This window comes from Neisseria sp. P0017.S009, assembly GCF_051957375.1.
Classification (GTDB): domain Bacteria; phylum Pseudomonadota; class Gammaproteobacteria; order Burkholderiales; family Neisseriaceae; genus Neisseria; species Neisseria perflava.
Genome location: NZ_JBQCWL010000005.1, coordinates 21,095 through 38,932, shown reverse-complemented (window position 1 = coordinate 38,932; position 17,838 = coordinate 21,095). Strand labels below are relative to the sequence as shown.

Annotated in this window: 18 protein-coding genes; 10 read left to right on the top strand and 8 right to left on the bottom strand. The window is 51.2% G+C overall.

From position 1 onward, the window contains the following. Positions 1–37 precede the first annotated feature (37 nt). From ACTHTG_RS07145 to ACTHTG_RS07130, 4 genes are all read right to left on the bottom strand, one after another. On the bottom strand, positions 38–736 hold the full coding sequence (locus ACTHTG_RS07145) for an LrgB family protein (RefSeq protein ID WP_004519539.1): 699 nt from the start codon (positions 734–736) through the stop codon (positions 38–40). Continuing rightward, a complete protein-coding gene (locus ACTHTG_RS07140) occupies positions 736–1,080 on the bottom strand; it encodes a CidA/LrgA family protein (RefSeq protein ID WP_004519538.1) in 345 nt (114 codons plus the stop codon). Before ACTHTG_RS07140 ends, ACTHTG_RS07145 begins: the two co-directional genes overlap by 1 nt. Before the next feature lie 184 nt (positions 1,081–1,264). After that, on the bottom strand, positions 1,265–2,011 hold the full coding sequence (locus tag ACTHTG_RS07135; protein WP_198400582.1) for a HesA/MoeB/ThiF family protein: 747 nt from the start codon (positions 2,009–2,011) through the stop codon (positions 1,265–1,267). 49 nt (positions 2,012–2,060) lie between these two features. Continuing rightward, positions 2,061–2,525, bottom strand: coding sequence for a cyclic pyranopterin monophosphate synthase MoaC (locus ACTHTG_RS07130; RefSeq protein ID WP_004519536.1), 465 nt, complete (start codon positions 2,523–2,525; stop codon positions 2,061–2,063). Between the two features lie 187 nt (positions 2,526–2,712). Here ACTHTG_RS07130 and ppc point away from each other — a divergent pair, with 187 nt between their 5' ends. From ppc to tyrS, 4 genes are all read left to right on the top strand, one after another. Further along, entirely contained in the window at positions 2,713–5,415 is a 2,703-nt protein-coding gene (gene ppc, locus ACTHTG_RS07125) for a phosphoenolpyruvate carboxylase (protein ID WP_440360597.1), read from the top strand. 141 nt (positions 5,416–5,556) lie between these two features. Continuing rightward, a complete protein-coding gene (ychF, locus tag ACTHTG_RS07120; RefSeq protein ID WP_004519534.1) occupies positions 5,557–6,648 on the top strand; it encodes a redox-regulated ATPase YchF in 1,092 nt (363 codons plus the stop codon). An 88-nt stretch (positions 6,649–6,736) separates the two neighbouring features. Beyond that, the gene (locus tag ACTHTG_RS07115; RefSeq protein ID WP_308538661.1) at positions 6,737–7,354 is read left to right on the top strand and encodes a hypothetical protein; all 618 of its coding nucleotides are present in this window, start codon (positions 6,737–6,739) and stop codon (positions 7,352–7,354) included. 91 nt (positions 7,355–7,445) lie between these two features. Then, positions 7,446–8,744, top strand: a complete 1,299-nt coding sequence (tyrS, locus tag ACTHTG_RS07110) for a tyrosine--tRNA ligase (protein ID WP_004519532.1) — start codon at positions 7,446–7,448, stop codon at positions 8,742–8,744. A 175-nt stretch (positions 8,745–8,919) separates the two neighbouring features. On the opposite strand, the gene hslO is transcribed toward tyrS, so the two are convergent. After that, positions 8,920–9,816 carry an Hsp33 family molecular chaperone HslO gene (hslO, locus tag ACTHTG_RS07105; RefSeq protein WP_004519531.1) on the bottom strand — a complete coding sequence of 299 codons (897 nt, stop codon included), beginning with the start codon at positions 9,814–9,816 and terminating at the stop codon, positions 8,920–8,922. A gap of 260 nt (positions 9,817–10,076) precedes the next feature. Between hslO and ACTHTG_RS07100 the strand changes: the two genes are divergently transcribed. Next, positions 10,077–10,706, top strand: a complete 630-nt coding sequence (locus ACTHTG_RS07100; RefSeq protein ID WP_039862067.1) for a C40 family peptidase — start codon at positions 10,077–10,079, stop codon at positions 10,704–10,706. Positions 10,707–10,714: 8 nt separating this feature from the next. Continuing rightward, a complete protein-coding gene (locus tag ACTHTG_RS07095; protein ID WP_004519529.1) occupies positions 10,715–10,936 on the top strand; it encodes a hypothetical protein in 222 nt (73 codons plus the stop codon). An 81-nt stretch (positions 10,937–11,017) separates the two neighbouring features. Here the strand turns inward: ACTHTG_RS07095 and ACTHTG_RS07090 are convergent, their stop codons facing one another. Genes ACTHTG_RS07090 through dxs form a run of 3 tightly spaced genes read right to left on the bottom strand, consistent with a single transcriptional unit; the run spans position 11,018 to position 15,390 of the window. Beyond that, positions 11,018–12,418: an L-serine ammonia-lyase gene (locus tag ACTHTG_RS07090; RefSeq protein ID WP_004520399.1), complete on the bottom strand. Its 1,401-nt coding sequence runs from the start codon at positions 12,416–12,418 to the stop codon at positions 11,018–11,020. A gap of 35 nt (positions 12,419–12,453) precedes the next feature. After that, a complete protein-coding gene (locus tag ACTHTG_RS07085; RefSeq protein ID WP_004520400.1) occupies positions 12,454–13,464 on the bottom strand; it encodes a glycosyltransferase family 2 protein in 1,011 nt (336 codons plus the stop codon). Positions 13,465–13,500: 36 nt separating this feature from the next. Next, on the bottom strand, positions 13,501–15,390 hold the full coding sequence (dxs, locus tag ACTHTG_RS07080) for a 1-deoxy-D-xylulose-5-phosphate synthase (protein ID WP_004520402.1): 1,890 nt from the start codon (positions 15,388–15,390) through the stop codon (positions 13,501–13,503). Between the two features lie 133 nt (positions 15,391–15,523). Here dxs and orn point away from each other — a divergent pair, with 133 nt between their 5' ends. The 4 genes from orn (at position 15,524) to ACTHTG_RS07060 (ending at position 17,756) form a co-directional block, all read left to right on the top strand. Continuing rightward, entirely contained in the window at positions 15,524–16,081 is a 558-nt protein-coding gene (orn, locus tag ACTHTG_RS07075; RefSeq protein ID WP_039862353.1) for an oligoribonuclease, read from the top strand. A gap of 63 nt (positions 16,082–16,144) precedes the next feature. Continuing rightward, a complete protein-coding gene (gene queD, locus ACTHTG_RS07070; RefSeq protein WP_004520403.1) occupies positions 16,145–16,567 on the top strand; it encodes a 6-carboxytetrahydropterin synthase QueD in 423 nt (140 codons plus the stop codon). Between the two features lie 74 nt (positions 16,568–16,641). Further along, positions 16,642–17,013: a DUF1304 domain-containing protein gene (locus ACTHTG_RS07065; protein ID WP_004520404.1), complete on the top strand. Its 372-nt coding sequence runs from the start codon at positions 16,642–16,644 to the stop codon at positions 17,011–17,013. Between the two features lie 107 nt (positions 17,014–17,120). Beyond that, positions 17,121–17,756: a 7-carboxy-7-deazaguanine synthase QueE gene (locus tag ACTHTG_RS07060; protein WP_004520405.1), complete on the top strand. Its 636-nt coding sequence runs from the start codon at positions 17,121–17,123 to the stop codon at positions 17,754–17,756. Positions 17,757–17,838: the final 82 nt, after the last annotated feature.

Genomic DNA, 17,838 nt, shown 5'->3' with positions numbered 1-17,838 from the left:
TTTCTCCTGTTTACACTATTTTCAGACGGCCTAAACGCTATACGCCCAATAAGGGAATCAAGATAGGCACCAATACCGCCGTCAACACGCCGTTGAGCGTCAAGCCCAAGCCGGCATAGGCGGCCATACGGCGGCCGTATTCCAAAGACGCCGCAATACCCATCGCATGCGAGGCCGTACCCAAAGACATTCCCACTGAAGAAGGCATATACAACGCCCCTTTCAACACTTTATATCCGGCCATCTGGCCAAAAAGTCCGGCAATAATCACCGTTGCCGCCGTAATCGCCGGAATACCGCCGACCGATGCCGTGATTTCAATCGCAATCGGGTTGGTCACGGATTTGGAAGCCAGCGACAAAATCACTTCGCGCGAAGCGCCCAGCCATTTGGCAAAATACACGCCTGTAACAATGCCCGTCACGCTGCCCGCCAACTGCGACAACACCACCGGCAACCACTGGCTGCGGATACGGTCCCAATTTCGATAAAGCGGCACCGCCAGCAAAACGACTGCCGGTTTCAACCAAAAATCAATAAAGTGCGAAGCAGAATGGTACAGCTCGTAATCGATGGCAAATACCTTCAAATACCCCATCAACACCAGCGTGCTGATCAATACCGGATTACACAGCACATTCCCCGTGCGCGCCCGAATCTGCACCGCCAAAGCATACACGGCCAAAGTCAGGAACAACATGACCGAGGGCATACGCAACAGCCCGTCTATGTTCATCACATCCACCTCCTGACCCACTCATGCACTTTGCCGGTCACCAACAATACGCAGATCGTACTGCCGATTGTGGCCGTCAGAATCGAAAACCAGTCGTTTGCAATCACATCCAAATAGCTGATGACGGCCACGCAAGGCGGCACCAAAAACAAAGTCAGGTTTGCCATCAAAATGTCCGCCAGTTCTCCCACCCAAGACAATTTGACCCAGCCGGCCTGAAGCGCGGCAAACAGCAAAGCCATGCCGACAATACTGCCCGGCAGCTTCAACCCCAAAATCCAAACGGCCGCCTCGCCCAAAGCCAGGCAACCCAATACCACCAATAAGGCACGAATAATATTCATTAAGCCGGTTTCTCCTTATCCTTTTTCAGACGGCCTCAAAAAATTTATTGATCATTGAATCATATCGTGCCACAGGCCGTCTGAAAAGGGAAGAAACGCCTTCCTACAAGTTTAATGAAAGATAAGTATGATTACTCTAGCGGATTGACTTAGGCAATATTGGAACCCTACCCTGCTTTTGTCTTTAACGGCCACCGCAAACCGGGCATTCGGGATTGTGTCTCACCCCGTATTGCTGCCATTTTCCGCTCAACGCGTTATAGGTAGAAAGTTTGCCGTGCGATGGCGCACCGATACCGATCAGCACTTTAAGCGCTTCGGCGGCTTGGGTCGTTCCGATAACGCCGACCAATGGCGAAAAAACGCCAAACAATGCACAAGCGCCGTCGCTGGCTTGTTCGCCGTCAAACAGGCAGGCATAGCAAGGCGTATCGGGAAGATCGGGACGGTACACGGCGATTTGTCCGTCAAAGCCGACGGCCGCGGCGGAAACCAAAGGCGTGTGCGTGGCAACGGCGACGCGGTTGACCGCCTGGCGCGTGGGATAATTGTCGGAACAATCGAGGATGATGTCGGCGGCGTTTGCCAATTCGACAAGCCTGGCCTCATCAAGAAATTCGGCAATGGCTGTAATGTGTGTTTGGCTGTTGATCTGTTTCAGACGGCCTTGCATGACCAAAGCCTTGTTTTTACCGATGTCGGCTTCGGTAAACGTGATTTGGCGTTGAAGGTTGGTCTCGTCAATGGTATCGGCATCGGCAATCGTCAGGCTGCCGATACCGGCGGCGGCAAGATACGGCAAGGCCGCCGCACCCAGCCCGCCGCAACCAACAACGAGCACATGGGCGGCCAAGAATTTTTCTTGGCCTTCAATACCGATTTCATCCAGCAGGATATGGCGGCTGAACCGCAAAAGTTGTTGATCGTTCATCATAACAATAAGGCCGTCTGAAACCCAATGTTCAGACGGCCTGAATGGTTTAGAAATTAATATTTTCGTATGCGTTGTCAAACAGGAAAGGACGGCCTTCACTGCTGGTTTCGGATTCGAGGCGGATGCCGCTGAGCATCATATTGCGGTCAACGTCTTTCATCATGTCGTAAACACTCAAGAGCGCCAAATTTAGGCCAGTCAGGGCTTCGGTGGCAATGCTGCCGTTGCTGTTCGCTTGGACGGTCAATGTGGCCTTCAGGCAGGCCAGCTCAACGTTAATATCGAAATCAACCTGCACGCCGATGATGCGTCCGGGCAGGTGCAGCGGAATCAGGTTGGCGGTCTGTTTGATGCTCTGAATGGCGGCAACTCGGGCGATGGTCAGAATACTTGCCTTTTCGGTGGCATTCTCTATCAACACCCGTATCGCCTGCTGGCTCATGTTGACGGTACCGACGGCGACGGCGGTGTGTTGCTCAGGGAAATCGGGCTGGTTGGGAAATTCAATCATGGGTTTCTCGCCTCTGTTTTGACAGTCAATATTTTACGGCATTTTACAGACAGCGACCACGTGGCGGATACGGACGGCTGTTTTCTGGTTTGAAATGTATCGGACGGCAGCATTGGCAGTTTACAAAAATTTGCTATACAATGGATTCACGATACACCCAAATTAACATTTAAATAAGAGAAAAATCATGCAACTGCATATCTTAAATAATCCAAAAGATGCCGCTCTGGCAGCGGATGCGGAATTTTTAAAACAGTCTCTTTTCAATCTGCTGCATGAGGAAGCGTCGCCTTTGGTGGTCGAAACCGTTAAGTTGTTATCGACTTCAGACGACAGCGCCGCCTTGATTGAGATGGTGTTGCCGCAATTGGACGAACAACAAACCCACGATTTAACCTTGGCCTGCGGCCTGTTCGCACAGATTTTGAACATCGCCGAAGACGTGCACCACGAACGCCGCCGCCAAATCCACGAAGATGCCGGACACAACAGCGCCGAAGGCAGCCTGACAGAAACCGTGCGTAAACTCAAAGCCGGAAAAGTCAACGGCAAAGCGTTGCAACAACAACTGGACAATACAGTCGTTACCGCCGTTTTGACCGCGCACCCGACCGAAGTGCAACGCCAAACCGTCTTGAGCTTCAACCGCCGCATCCGCGCGCTGCTGCCGCAACGCGAACGCTGCACCAACCCTGACGCGCTGGCTCAGTTACGCCGAGAAATCGACACCGTGCTTTTGGGCTTGTGGCAGACCAGCGAAACGCGCCGCCACAAACTCAGCGTCAACGACGAGATCAACAACGGTGTATCCATCTTCCCAATGAGCTTCTTTGAAGCCCTGCCCAAACTCTACCGCACAATGGAACGTGATTTTCAGACGGCCTATCCCGGCGTCCGCGTTCCGAATATCCTTAAAATCGGCGGCTGGATCGGCGGCGACCGCGACGGCAACCCGTTCGTTTCTGCCGAAACCTTGCGTTTTGCGTTCAGACGACATGCCGACGCAGTGTTCCGTTTCTATCGTGGCGAACTCGACAAACTCTACCGCGAATTGCCGCTCTCCATCCGCCGCGTCAAAGTCAACGACGATGTGATGGCATTGGCCGCCCTCTCGCCTGACGAAGAAATCGCCCGCACCGAAGAGCCCTACCGCCGCGCCATCGCCTACATCATGGCACGCGCCATGGGCAAGGCACGCTCACTCGGTTTGGGCATGGGCTGCAAATTCGGCTTCCTCGAGCCTTATGCCACGGTTGAAGAGTTCCTCAACGACCTGAAAAAACTGCAACGCTCGCTCCACGAAAACGGCAGCCAACTGCTGGCAGAAGGCCGTCTGGCCGACATTATCCGCAGCGTGTCCGTGTTTGGCTTCCACATGATGCCGCTCGACCTGCGCCAACACGCAGGCAAACACGCCGATGTGGTTGCCGAGCTTTTCCAACACGCAGGCTTGGAAGACTACAACAGCCTGAACGAAGAGCAAAAACAAGCCGCCCTGTTGCGCGAATTGGGCCATCAACGTCCGCTGTACAGCCCGTTCATCACATACAGCGACCATACCCGCCACGAACTGGCAATTTTCAACGAAGCGCGTAAAATCAAAGACGAATTTGGCGAAGATGCCGTTACACAAAGCATTATTTCCAACTGCGAACAACCCAGCGACCTGCTCGCCTTGGCATTACTGCTGAAAGAAAGCGGCCTGTTGGTGGTAGAAAACGGCAAACCGCACAGCCGCATCAACATCGTGCCTCTATTTGAAACCATCGAAGCGCTCGAAAACGCCTGTCCGGTCATGGAAACCATGTTCCGCCTCGACTGGTATGATGCCCTGCTCGAAAGCCGCGGCAACATTCAAGAAATCATGCTCGGCTACTCCGACTCCAACAAAGACGGCGGCTACGTTACCAGCTCATGGTGTCTGTATCAGGCAGAGTTGGGCTTGGTCGAACTCTTCAAAAAATACGATGTCCGCATGCGCCTGTTCCACGGCCGCGGCGGCAGTGTAGGTCGCGGCGGCGGCCCTTCTTACCAAGCTATCTTGGCGCAACCTGCGGGCAGTGTTGCCGGACAAATCCGCATTACCGAGCAAGGCGAAGTCATTACCGCCAAATACGCCGACCCGGGCAATGCCCAACGCAACTTGGAAACCTTGGTTGCCGCGACTTTGGAAGCCAGCATCCTGCCGGACAAAAAAGACCCTGATGACAAACTGATGCAGGACTTGTCGGACGTATCGTTCAAATACTACCGCGAACTGATTACCCACCCCGACTTCATCGACTACTTCCTGCAAACCAGCCCGATTCAGGAAATCGCCACCCTCAACCTTGGCAGCCGTCCCGCCAGCCGCAAAACCTTGGCGCGGATTCAGGACTTGCGTGCAATTCCGTGGGTATTCTCATGGATGCAAAACCGCCTCATGCTGCCGGCTTGGTACGGTTTCGGCAGCGCAGTGGAAACCTTGTGCGAAGGCAATCCCGACACACTGACCGCCCTGCGCGAACATGCCCAAAGCAATCCGTTCTTCCAAGCCATGCTCTCCAATATGGAACAAGTCATGGCGAAAACCGACATCACTTTGGCGGAAAACTACGCCGGCTTGAGCGAATCGCCCGATAAAGCAAAAGTCATCTTCGGCATGATCAAGGAAGAATACCAACGCAGCCGCAAAGCACTGCTCGACCTGCTGCAAACCGAAGAGCTCCTGCGCGACAACCGCAGCCTCGCCCGTTCGCTTGCCTTGAGGATTCCATATTTGAACGCTCTCAACGGCCTGCAAGTCGCCATGCTCAAACGCCTGCGCAAAGAGCCCGATAATCCGCACGCCCTTCTGATGGTTCACTTGACCATCAACGGCGTAGCGCAAGGTTTGCGTAATACCGGTTAAGGCAGTACGGAAAAAAGGCCGTCTGAAACAATTTTCAGACGGCCTTTTTATGATGAATATACACCAGCATTGCGGCTGTTTTGAGTACCTCTACAATATGCTATAATCCGCCGTTAAACTTTTATCTTTTCAGGAAAAACCATGAGCTTGAAATGCGGTATCGTCGGTTTGCCCAACGTCGGCAAATCCACCCTCTTTAACGCGCTGACCCAATCGGGTATCGAAGCGGCAAACTATCCTTTCTGTACCATCGAACCCAACGTCGGCATCGTTGAAGTCCCTGATCCGCGTATGGCCGAATTGGCAAAAATCGTCAATCCGCAAAAAATGCAGCCCGCCATCGTCGAATTTGTCGACATCGCCGGTTTGGTTGCAGGTGCGAGCAAAGGCGAAGGCTTAGGCAACCAGTTCCTCGCCAACATCCGTGAAACTGACGCGATTGTTAACGTCGTGCGTTGCTTTGACGACGACAACATCGTCCATGTCGCAGGCAAAGTCGATCCGATTGCCGACATCGAAACCATCGGCACCGAGTTGGCACTGGCTGACTTAGCCAGCGTCGAAAAAACCATCGTCCGCGAAGAAAAACGTGCACGCTCAGGCGACAAAGACGCGCAAAAACTGGTCGATCTGTGCAAAAAACTGCTACCTCATCTGGACGAAGGCAAGCCTGTACGCTCCTTCGGCTTAGACGCAGAAGAACTCGCCATGCTCAAACCACTGTTCTTGCTGACTGCCAAACCTGCCATGTATGTCGGCAACGTTTCCGAAGACGGTTTTGAAAACAACCCGCACCTCGACCGCCTGAAAGAATTGGCTGCAAAAGAAAACGCGCCGGTTGTGGCCGTATGTGCCGCGATGGAAAGCGAAATCGCCGAATTGGAAGACGATGAAAAAGCCGAATTCCTCGCCGAAATGGGCTTGGAAGAACCGGGCCTGAACCGTCTGATTCGTGCCGGCTACGACCTCTTAGGCCTGCAAACCTACTTTACCGCCGGCGTAAAAGAAGTCCGCGCTTGGACCATCCACAAAGGCGACACTGCGCCACAAGCCGCCGGCGTAATTCACACCGACTTTGAACGCGGCTTCATCCGTGCCCAAGTTATCTCCTACGAAGACTTCATCGCTTTAGGCGGCGAAGCCAAAGCCAAAGAAGCAGGCAAAATGCGTGTGGAAGGCAAAGAATACGTCGTACAAGACGGCGATGTGATGCACTTCTTGTTTAACGTGTAAGTAAGGTCGTCTGAAAGCATAAAGAATGCAAATCAAATTTGGTAGGCTAAGCTTTTCTTAGCCTACCTTCCTTCAAAGTTTAGGGAAAATGTCTAATATCAATCTTATAGATATTGTAAAAAATATATTTTATTTTATTGGTTCGTCAGCAGGATTATTTGCGGTTCTTCGCCCAGTATTTGAAAGCAAACTTCAACAAGATATTCGAAATGCTAGGAAAATAATTGAACGAATTGGAGAAAATAGGATTTTATACTTAGATTCAAGTATTTATTCCCATCGTTGTGTTTCTAGTGAATTTTTTGTAGATATAGATATTTTAAGTAATGATATTAGCGAGAAAAAACAATGCACACGCTTTTCCAGTCATATTTCATGCTATTTCGATACCGAACTAAAAGAAATTATAAATGAATATATCAACCTAAGAAGCTACATACAAGTTCCGGAATGGGAGCCTAGATACAATGACGATAATGGAAAATCAGCGTGGTATTTCAATAAGAAAGCTGAAAGTTTTTATCCATCAGGAGAGCATTTTCCCGCTAACTATCCGAAACATTTAGAAGAAGCTGCTAAAATAGCTGACAAAATAAAAATAAGATTTTTAAGATTCCAAGCATTAACTGAGCTTCATTACATAGAAACAATTTTTCACAAATGGACCGTAGCTAAATTATATAAAAAACATAACTTGACCGTATAAATAATGTTCAAAAGATCAAAAATTTAGAAATAATTAAATTCATGAAATTGCTAAATCAATATCTAGCCTATTTTAATCAACGGAAGTTTCAATGAAATCAGTTATCCAAGACCTACAATCGCGTGGCTTAATCGCCCAAACTACCGACATCGAAGCCTTAGACGCTTTGTTGAACGAACAAAAAATTTCCCTCTATTGCGGTTTTGACCCGACAGCAGACAGCCTGCACATCGGCCACTTGCTGCCTGTATTGGCATTGCGCCGTTTCCAACAAGCCGGCCATACGCCGATTGCTTTGGTGGGCGGCGCGACCGGCATGATTGGCGACCCAAGCTTTAAAGCCGCCGAACGCAGCTTGAATTCTGCCGAAACCGTTGCCGGTTGGGTTGAAAGCATCCGCAACCAACTGACCCCTTTCTTAAGCTTTGATGGCGACAATGCGGCCATTATGGCCAATAATGCCGACTGGTTCGGCAGCATGAACTGCCTCGACTTCCTGCGCGACATCGGCAAGCATTTCTCCGTCAACGCCATGCTGAACAAGGAATCTGTCAAACAGCGTATCGAGCGCGACGATGTGGGTATTTCCTTCACCGAATTCGCCTATTCCCTGCTGCAAGGCTACGACTTTGCCGAATTGAACAAACGCCACGGCGCGGTTTTGGAAATCGGCGGTTCCGACCAATGGGGCAACATCACTGCCGGTATCGACTTGACCCGCCGTCTGCACCAAAAACAAGTATTCGGCCTGACCCTGCCTTTGGTAACCAAATCAGATGGCACCAAATTCGGCAAAACCGAAGGTGGCGCAGTATGGTTGAACGCGAAGAAAACTTCTCCGTATCAGTTCTACCAATTCTGGCTGAAAGTGGCCGATGCCGATGTGTATAAATTCCTGAAATACTTTACCTTCCTGTCTATCGAAGAAATCGACGCCATCGAAGCCAAAGACAAAGCCAGCGGCACCAAACCTGAAGCGCAACGCATTCTTGCAGAGGAAATGACCCGCTTGATTCACGGCGAAGAAGCCCTTGCCGCCGCCCAACGCATTTCTGAAAGCCTGTTTGCCGAAGACCAAAGCCATCTCACCGAAAGCGACTTCGAGCAGCTGGCACTCGACGGCCTGCCGACTTTTGAAGTTTCCGAGAGCCTCAACGTGGTGGAAACTTTGGTGAAAACCGGTTTGGCGTCTTCCAACAAAGAAGCGCGCGGCTTTGTTAACAGCAAAGCGGTTTTGCTCAACGGCAAACCTGCCGAAGCCAACAATCCGAACCATGCCGCTGAAAAACCTGACGATGCCTACATGCTGACCGACGAACACAAACGTTTCGGCAAATACACCATCGTCCGCCGCGGCAAACGCAACCACGCTTTGTTGGTTTGGAAATAATCTTGAAACATTAAACGCATCGTTTAAAATAATCATGCCGTCTGAAATCAGCCACGCTTTTTTCAGACGGCATTTTCTATTGATGATATTCAGTTCTCCCAAAAAGAAAGGGCAGGTTTTGCACCTGCCCTTCTATTAAGTTATCCAATTTCTTTAAGAAACTTTTATCGCTTGCTTACTGCAAACGCTCATTTTCTTGGCGTACGGCATTCACCACATCCGCGCCAAACAAAGCGTTGACATCGGTTTCATCAAACACATACTTGGTATGGCAGAAATCGCAATCGATTTGAATGCTGCCTTGTTCTGCCACCACGCCGCCTACTTCCTGACCGCCAAGCATCAACAGCATATCGCTGACTTTGCCGCGGGAGCAGGTGCAGGCAAATTCAATGGCTTCCGGTTCAAAAACGCGGGGCGGGGTTTCATGGTAAAGGCGGTAAAGGGCATGATGCGCATCCAAACCAGTCAACTCTTGCGGAGTAAGCGTTTGTGCAAGCGTGGTCACATGTTCCCATGCGGCATCATCCAATTCTTCTTCCGGCAGGCGTTGCAGCAATAATGCACCTGCGGCTTGGTCGTCGGCGGCAAGCGTAATATAGGTATCGAGCTGCTCGGAACGTTTCATATAGTTGACCAGCATTTGCGCAATGCTGTCGCCTTCCAGCGGCACAACACCTTGCCAAGGGTCGGCATCTTTAGGCTGATGGGTCAAAACGAACACGCTGTTTTCGCCTAACAGCGCAGTCAGGCTTTCATCATCACGGATTTCAGCAGTTTCGTCCCAACGCGCGGTAGCACGGACAGTATTTTCAGAAGTCGCTTCCACCACCAACATTTTCAGACGGCCCTGACCTTGAACCTGAACAATCAGCGTACCTTCGTTTTTAAGGTTGGCAGACAATAAAGAACCGGCGGCCAACAATTCGCCCAATGCACGACGGATGGCGATAGGATAATGTTTTTGGTTGACGATGTGGTGCCAAACTTTTTCGAGGCGGATGTGCATACCGCGGATAGGCATATCGTCGAAGATAAAGCGTGTACGGATATCGCTGTGATTTTGTGTCATGTCAGTCTCTGAAAATAAATCAATGAATGCCGCTTATATGGTTGCAGCGGCGGATAAATCAAGCGAAACCGCGTTTGATGTTTTTCTAGTTTGTTTGGAAACAAGGGTTTAACGCAAAATAACAGCAGTTTTTTTGCCAAAAAGACGGTTTTTGAATACAATCAAGCAGATAACAAGAGAATGATACGGGATAACATCTCAGAAACCGGCAATGTGCCTGCAATCGGCAGGGAATGCCTTCTGAAACGGAAGTTTTTATAATGAATTTTTTACTCCGGCTCGCAGCAGTTTGGACTTCGGTCGCCATGCTTGCGAGCGTCAATTTTTCTTACGCCGATGATTTGGAAAACCTGATTACCACCCGTCAGCGTGTTTTAAACCAATTCAACGACAACGCCAACGTTTACGGCAATACGCGTCAGGCAACACCTGTCCATCCCACCAATACCTATCCTGCTGCAAGCAACAATACGCGCGCACCTTCGGGCAATGCAGATGAGTTAATCGGCAGCGCCATGGGCTTGCTCGGCGTGGCCTACCGCTACGGCGGCACATCAGCCTCTACCGGCTTTGACTGCAGCGGCTTCATGCAACACATCTTTAAACGCGCCATGGGCGTAAACCTGCCGCGCACCTCTGCCGAACAGGCGCAAATGGGCGTTGCCGTGAACCGTTCCGAGTTGCAGCCGGGCGACATGGTCTTTTTCCGCACCATGGGTCGCGGCCGTATTTCCCACGTCGGCCTTTACATCGGCAACAACAATTTCATTCACGCGCCGAGAACGGGCAAACGTATCGAAATTACCAGCCTCGGCCACAAATATTGGAACGGAAAATACGCCTTTGCCCGCCGCGTGAAGAAAAACGACCCATCCCGTTTCTTGAATTGAGGTGCACGATGGCGATGCCGCAAATGCCCAAATGGTATGACGACGACGGTCAGATTGTTTCCTGCACCGAAAAAGTCAAAGTCATGACCGAAAACTTGAACGAACTGTACCAAATAGCGCAGGACGCCTTTGAAGACGCCCTGCTGATGGGTTGCTCCGAAAAACAGTTGCGCGAATACTTCCGCGACTTAATGGCCGGGCTGGAAAACCCTTATCAAAAAAACGGTTAGTTATTCAATCCATACAAAAAAAGGCCGTCTGAAAGTTTCTCAGACGGCCTTTTTTTATCGGGCATATCCCCTACCCTATTGCTAACATTCCACCACGCGCACGGATACAGGTATGGCTTTTTTCTGCAAGGTAATGGCCAAGCCTGCGAGCGAGGTTTCTTTATAGGTTGCCTTCATATCGCGGCCGGTTTGCAACATGGTTTGAATCACTTCATCAAGTGAGACTTTTTTGTCTATGCCATCTTCCAAAAGCGCGAGGGTGGCGAGCTTGAGGGCTTTTTCGGCGGCGATGCCGTTGCGCTCGATACAGGGGATTTGCACCAAGCCGCCGACAGGGTCGCAGGTCAAGCCCAAGTGGTGTTCCATCGCCATTTCGGCGGCGTTTTCCACTTGTTTCGGGGTACCGCCGATAACTTCGGCGTATGCACCTGCTGCCATAGAACATGCCACGCCGACTTCGCCTTGGCAACCAACGTCCGCACCGGAAATCGACGCATTGGTTTTGTACAAAATACCGATGGCGCCGGCAGTCAGCAGGAAGTCCTCTACACGCGATTGGTTGGCGTGCGGATTAAATTTGCGGAAATAGTGTAAGACGGCAGGAATAATGCCTGCCGCGCCGTTGGTCGGTGCGGTTACGACGCGGCCGCCAGCGGCGTTTTCTTCATTGACCGCCATGGCGTACACCATCGGCCAAAGTTGGGTATTGACGATTTCGCTCTCGCGTAGGACTTTGAGTTTAGCTGCCAACTGCGGCGCGCGGCGGCGCACATTCAAGCCGCCCGGCAATTGCCCTTCCGCACCCAAGCCGCGCTTGATGCAGTTTTCCATCACATCGGCCACGGCAGCCACACGGCGGCGCACTTCCACTTCATCGCAACCTGCCAACGCTGCTTCATTGGCCAACACGACTTCGGAAATATTCAACTGGTTCAGACGGCATTGTGCCAGCAACTCATCACAGTTTTTGTATGGATACGGCACATCGGCATTTTCCTGCGCCTCTTGTGCAAACCCTTCGTCTGTAACGACAAAACCGCCGCCGACCGAATAATAGATCTGCTCTTTCAGCTTCAGGCCGTCTGAATGGTAGGCGATAAAGTTCAAACCGTTCGGATGTTTGGGCAACACTTTGTCGCCGCGGATATCCAAATCTTTTTCAGGATTGAAGGCCATTTCACGGCCGTTGAGTTTTAAAACGTGCTGCGTGCGGATACGTTCCAAGCGTTGAGGGATGTCCGCAAGCGGGATATCGTGCGGCAGGCTGCCTTCCAAACCGAGCAATAATGCGTCGAATGTGCCGTGTCCGATACCGGTCAAAGCAAGTGAACCGTACACTTCAATGACAATGCGCGCCACTTGTGTATCCAAGTTTTCGGCATTCAGCAAATCAGCAAAAGCGGCCGCGGCCTTCATCGGGCCGACGGTGTGCGAGCTGGACGGGCCGATGCCGATTTTGAAAATATCAAAGATGCTGATCATAATTTTCCTATTATTGTGTGTGCGGGCTGTGTTTTTCAGACGGCCTTAAGGCCTAAAGAGGAATCTTGTGCGCCGCTTGCCAATGCAAGTACCAAATGTCCGACAGTCATCAAAGGATCACCTGCTTCCGGCGAGGTGTATTTCAGCATCAGCGGTTTTTTACGCAAGGGTTCGTAATGGCTGACTTTACAATGCGGGTCTTCCAAACTTGTAGAACCGGCGCGGTATCTGTATGCCAACAGCCGTAAATCGTTCAAGTCCATCTTCATGCCGTTGTCCAGCAATTCGCGCAACTGGTTTTCCCAGGCAATATCGTTGCTTCCGTCTTTAATGGCAATCAAGATGGACTTTTCGAGGATTTTTTTGATGTGCTGGTTCAAGGAGCGGATTGGGAAATGCCCCAGCCACAACAAATCGGTCTCCGCAAATTGGGCGGAAAACTGCTCGATAAACCAGGAATGTAAACCTCGATAATCCGGCGAATGAAACAGGGTTGATTTAACCTTGTTGCCATCTTTATCCAACATGTAATGGCAGCCGATAATCACGCTGCAAGATTCGGCAGCCCATCTAGGAATAATGACTTTGGGGGTAAAGAGCGTTTCGAGGCGTTGCTCGGTAAATTGAGTGGTGAAATCGGGATTGTATTGCAACGATGTCGGCAAATAGCCGCGCCAAAGGTACATGCCGATCCTGTTTTCGCCGATGACATCCAAAAGTTGTTCCAGCATGATACGGCTAGGACATGAAATAAATTCGTCCGCATCCAGCGGAAAAACGAAATCTATCGCTTCATCTTTTGCTACAAGCTGCTTCATAAGCAGGTTTACCAATTGCTCTTGATTGTACTTGAGCGCTTGATATTGATAGATAAATATCGGCAAACCTTCTTCTTTCAATTGAATCAGGATTTCCCTTGTTCCATCGCTGCTGCCGTGATCGATGATGTGCATTTCATCCATCAGCTCGAGATTATGACGGACAAACGATTCGATAACGTCGTTTTCGTTGCGCACCATGCTGATGCTGATTAGTTTTTTTCCCATAAATTATGCAATGTATTGATAGGTTTTAATCATTTTTCAGACGGCCTTAATCCAGCCGGCAATGCGTTTTTCAATCGCTTCGGCACTCAAACCCAAGTCGTCCAGCAGTTTTTTCGGGTCGCCGTGTTCGGTAACTTTGTCTTCTACACCCAACAGCAACACCGGTTTGCAGATGCCGTGTTTCGCCAACACTTCCAACACCGCGCTGCCTGCGCCGCCTTGTTCGGCATTCTCTTCAGCGGTAACGATGTAGTCATGGCTTCGGGCAAGACGGACGATCAGTTCTTCATCTATCGGTTTGACAAAGCGCATATCGGCAACGGTCGCGTTCAGCTTGTCGGCGGCGGTCAATGATGGGGCAACCATGCTGCCAAAGGCGATAATGGCAATTTTCTCGCCTTCGCGACGGATGATGCCTTTACCGATTTCAACGGTTTCCAGGCCGTCTGAAACGGTTGCGCCCGTGCCTGTACCGCGCGGATAACGGACGGCAGACGGCGAATTTGCCTGATAGCAGGTTGAGAGCAGCAGGCGGCATTCGTTTTCGTCGCTTGGTGCGGCAATAATCATATTCGGCACGCAACGCAAAAAGCTCAAGTCGTACAAACCGGCATGGGTCGGGCCGTCTGCACCGACAATACCTGCACGGTCGATGGCGAACAAAACAGGTAGGTTTTGCAAAGCAACGTCATGTACCAACTGGTCGTAAGCGCGTTGCAGGAAAGTGGAGTAAATCGCCACGACGGGCTTGATGCCTTCACATGCCAAACCGCCGGCAAAGGTAACGGCGTGTTGCTCGGCGATGCCGACGTCGAAATAGCGGTCGGGGAATCGCTGTTCAAACTCAACCAAGCCGCTGCCCTCGCGCATGGCAGGCGTGATGGCAACCAAACGCTCGTCAGCCGCCGCTTGGTCGCACAGCCATTGGCCGAAAACTTGCGTATAAGTCGGTTTGGCCGCGGCAGGTTTGACTTCCGGCGCAGGCACTTCGCTCGGCAGCTTGGAGACAGCATGGTATTTGACAGGGTCGTTTTCGGCGAATTTGTAGCCGTTGCCTTTTTTGGTGATGACGTGCAGCAACTGAGGGCCTTTGCGGCCGCGCAAGTCTTTTAATACGTCCACCAGATTTTCAACGTTGTGGCCGTCCACCGGGCCGGTGTAACGGAAACCGAAGTTTTCAAACAAAGACAGCGACTGTTTGGCATGTTCCGCTTCGCCTGCCAAGGTTTTGATTTTGTTTTCGACTTTTTGGGCAAGCTCCATCGCTCCGGGCAATTTATCTAATACTTTGCTCGATTGGGCTTTGATGGTGCTCAATAGGCCGTGCATATCGCGCACGACGTTGCTGGCAAGATATTTCGGCAGCGCGCCGACATTGGGGGAAATCGACATTTCGTTGTCGTTGAGGATAACCAGCAAATCGACATCCATATCGCCTGCGCAGTTCAGGGCTTCAAACGCCTGACCCGCCGTCATGGCGCCGTCGCCGATGATAGCGACGCTGCGGCGGTTATTGCCCAACTGTTTGTCCGCAACGGCCATGCCCAAAGCCGCGCCTATGGATGTGGAAGAATGCCCCACGCCGAACGCGTCGTATTCCGACTCGCTGCGTTTTGGGAAACCCGCCAAACCGCCGTATTGGCGCATGGTGTGCATTTGATTTTTGCGGCCGGTGAGGATTTTGTGCGGATAGCTTTGATGGCCGACATCCCAGACCAAATGGTCTTCTGGCGTGTCGTACACATAATGCAGCGCCACCGTCAGCTCGACCGCGCCCAAGTTACTGGCGAAATGGCCGCCCGTCTTACCGACGGAATCCAACAGAAATTCGCGCAATTCGGCGGCGACTTGCGGCAGCTGTTTTTTCTCCAGACAGCGCAAATCCTGAGGCGTATCGATAATATCGAGCAAAGGGCTTGGGTTCATGATTTTTGGCGGTGATTTTTTGTGTAACGGACGATTATATCAAGAGATTGCACAACTTGTTACAAATGCTTTCAGACGGCCCGAACCTTTATCCTTTATAATACTGCCAACTGAAAACACAAGGCCGTCTGAAATGACCCAAAACGCAAACAACCTCTGCTGGCTCGATATGGAAATGACCGGCCTCAACCCGGAACACGACCGCATTATCGAAGTCGCCATGATCATTACCGATTCCGATTTGAACGTACTGGCACAATCGGACGTTTACGTCATCCATCAAAGCGACGAGTTGCTCGACGGCATGGACGAGTGGAACACCGCCACCCACGGCCGCACCGGTCTGACCCAACGCGTGCGCGAATCCAAACTGACCGAAGCTGAAGTCGAGCAAAACCTGTTGGACTTCATGTCCGCATGGATACCCGAGAAATCCACGCCCATGTGCGGCAACTCCATCCATCAAGACCGCCGCTTCATGGTCAAATACATGCCGCGTTTGGAAGCCTATTTCCACTACCGCAACTTAGACGTGTCCACGCTGAAAGAGTTGGCCAAACGCTGGAATCCGGCCGTCGCCAAAAGCGTGGTCAAACGCGGTTCGCACAAGGCATTGGACGACATCCTCGAAAGCATCGAAGAAATGCGCCATTATCGCGAGCATTTCCTCAAACTCCCTTCCGAACAATAATCCCAAGGTCGTCTGAAACAGGTTTTACACCGTTCAGACGGCCTCATCAGCTTCCCTCATCTCATGAAAATCACCAAAATTTTTACCTTCGATTCCTCGCACATGCTCGACGGGCATGACGGCAAATGCCAAAACCTGCACGGCCACACCTACAAACTCGAAATCACTGTCTCCGCGCCCGTTATCCAAGGCGGCGCAAAAGACGGCATGGTGATGGACTTTACCGACCTGAAATCCATCGTCAAACAACACATCAACGACCCGTTCGACCATGCCTTCATCTATCACGGCAACAACGAACGCGAAAGCCAAATCGCCGCGCTTTTGGAAGGCTGGAACATGAAAACCCTGCGCCTGCCCTGCCGCACCACCGCCGAAAACATGAGCGTAGAAATGTATGGCCGTCTGAAAAACGCCGGTGTCAAAGTGTGCAGCGTGAAACTATGGGAAACGCCGACCTCGTATGCGGAATATGAAGGGGAATAAACCGGCATTTTGTATTTTTTCAGACGGCCTGTTCCCCCAACATATCCATACGCTAAACATCAAAAGGAATCTTCATGAAAATCATCTCCACCCTCCTCGTCCTTTTCGTCGCTGTCGAACACTTCTACATCGCCTGGCTCGAAATGACGCAAATCCCAAGCGAAAAAGCGTCAGAGCTGTTCAACATGCCTTACGAATTTATGGAACAAAAACGCGTACAAACCCTGTTTTCCAACCAAGGCCTGTACAACGGCTTCCTCGCCATCGGCTTGGTATGGGCGCGCTTTGCCGCACCCGACAACGCGGTTTACGGCGCGACCATCCTGTTCCTCGGCTTCGTCCTCATCGCCGCCGCATGGGGCGCGTTTTCATCCGGCAACAAAAGCATTTTGCTCAAACAAGGCTTGCCGGCATTTTTGGCCGCAGCAGCCGTCATTGCCGCTTAAGCACACCCAGCCATTCTTTCCTATTGAACTGACAGAAAGAATGGCTGCCTCAACCGATTTCTCAAAACGCTTCACCACAACGATTCAATCCCACACACCCGACATTCATGACCATTCACATCACGCCGAACAATCCCCAATACCGCATTGTCGAAATCTTTGAAAGCCTGCAAGGCGAAGGCTGGAATACAGGCATGCCCGCCGTTTTCATCCGTTTGGGCAAATGCAATCTCGCGTGCAGCTGGTGCGATACCGACTACCTTAAATTCGGCATGATGAGCCTGTCCGATATTTTAGGCCGTCTGAAAACCTACACGGCGCGCAACATCATCATTACCGGCGGCGAACCTACCATCCAACCGCATTTGGATACCCTGCTCAATGCACTCAAAGCCGAAGGCTATTTCCTGTGTATCGAAACCAACGGCCTCAACCCCGCACCGCCGCAAATCGACTACGTTGCCACCAGCCCTAAAGCCTGCTACGCCGCCAAATATGAATCCGGCTGCATCGAAAAAGCCGACGAAGTGCGCATTGTTGCCGACGGCGATGTCATTGCGTTTTGCCAAGAGATGGAACGCAAAATCCGCGCCCAACATTACTACCTCTCGCCTTGCGAGCAAGACGGTGTGATGAATATCTACGACACCATCCGCCAAATCGGCGTATTAAACAGCCGACCCGACGCCCCCGTCCATTGGCAATTGAGCGTACAAACGCATAAATGGGCAGGAATAGAATAATTCGTTTGAAATCAATTAAAAACAAAACCTTTACAAAATATTGAATGTAAATACCATTCGATATTCGACCAAATGCACTACT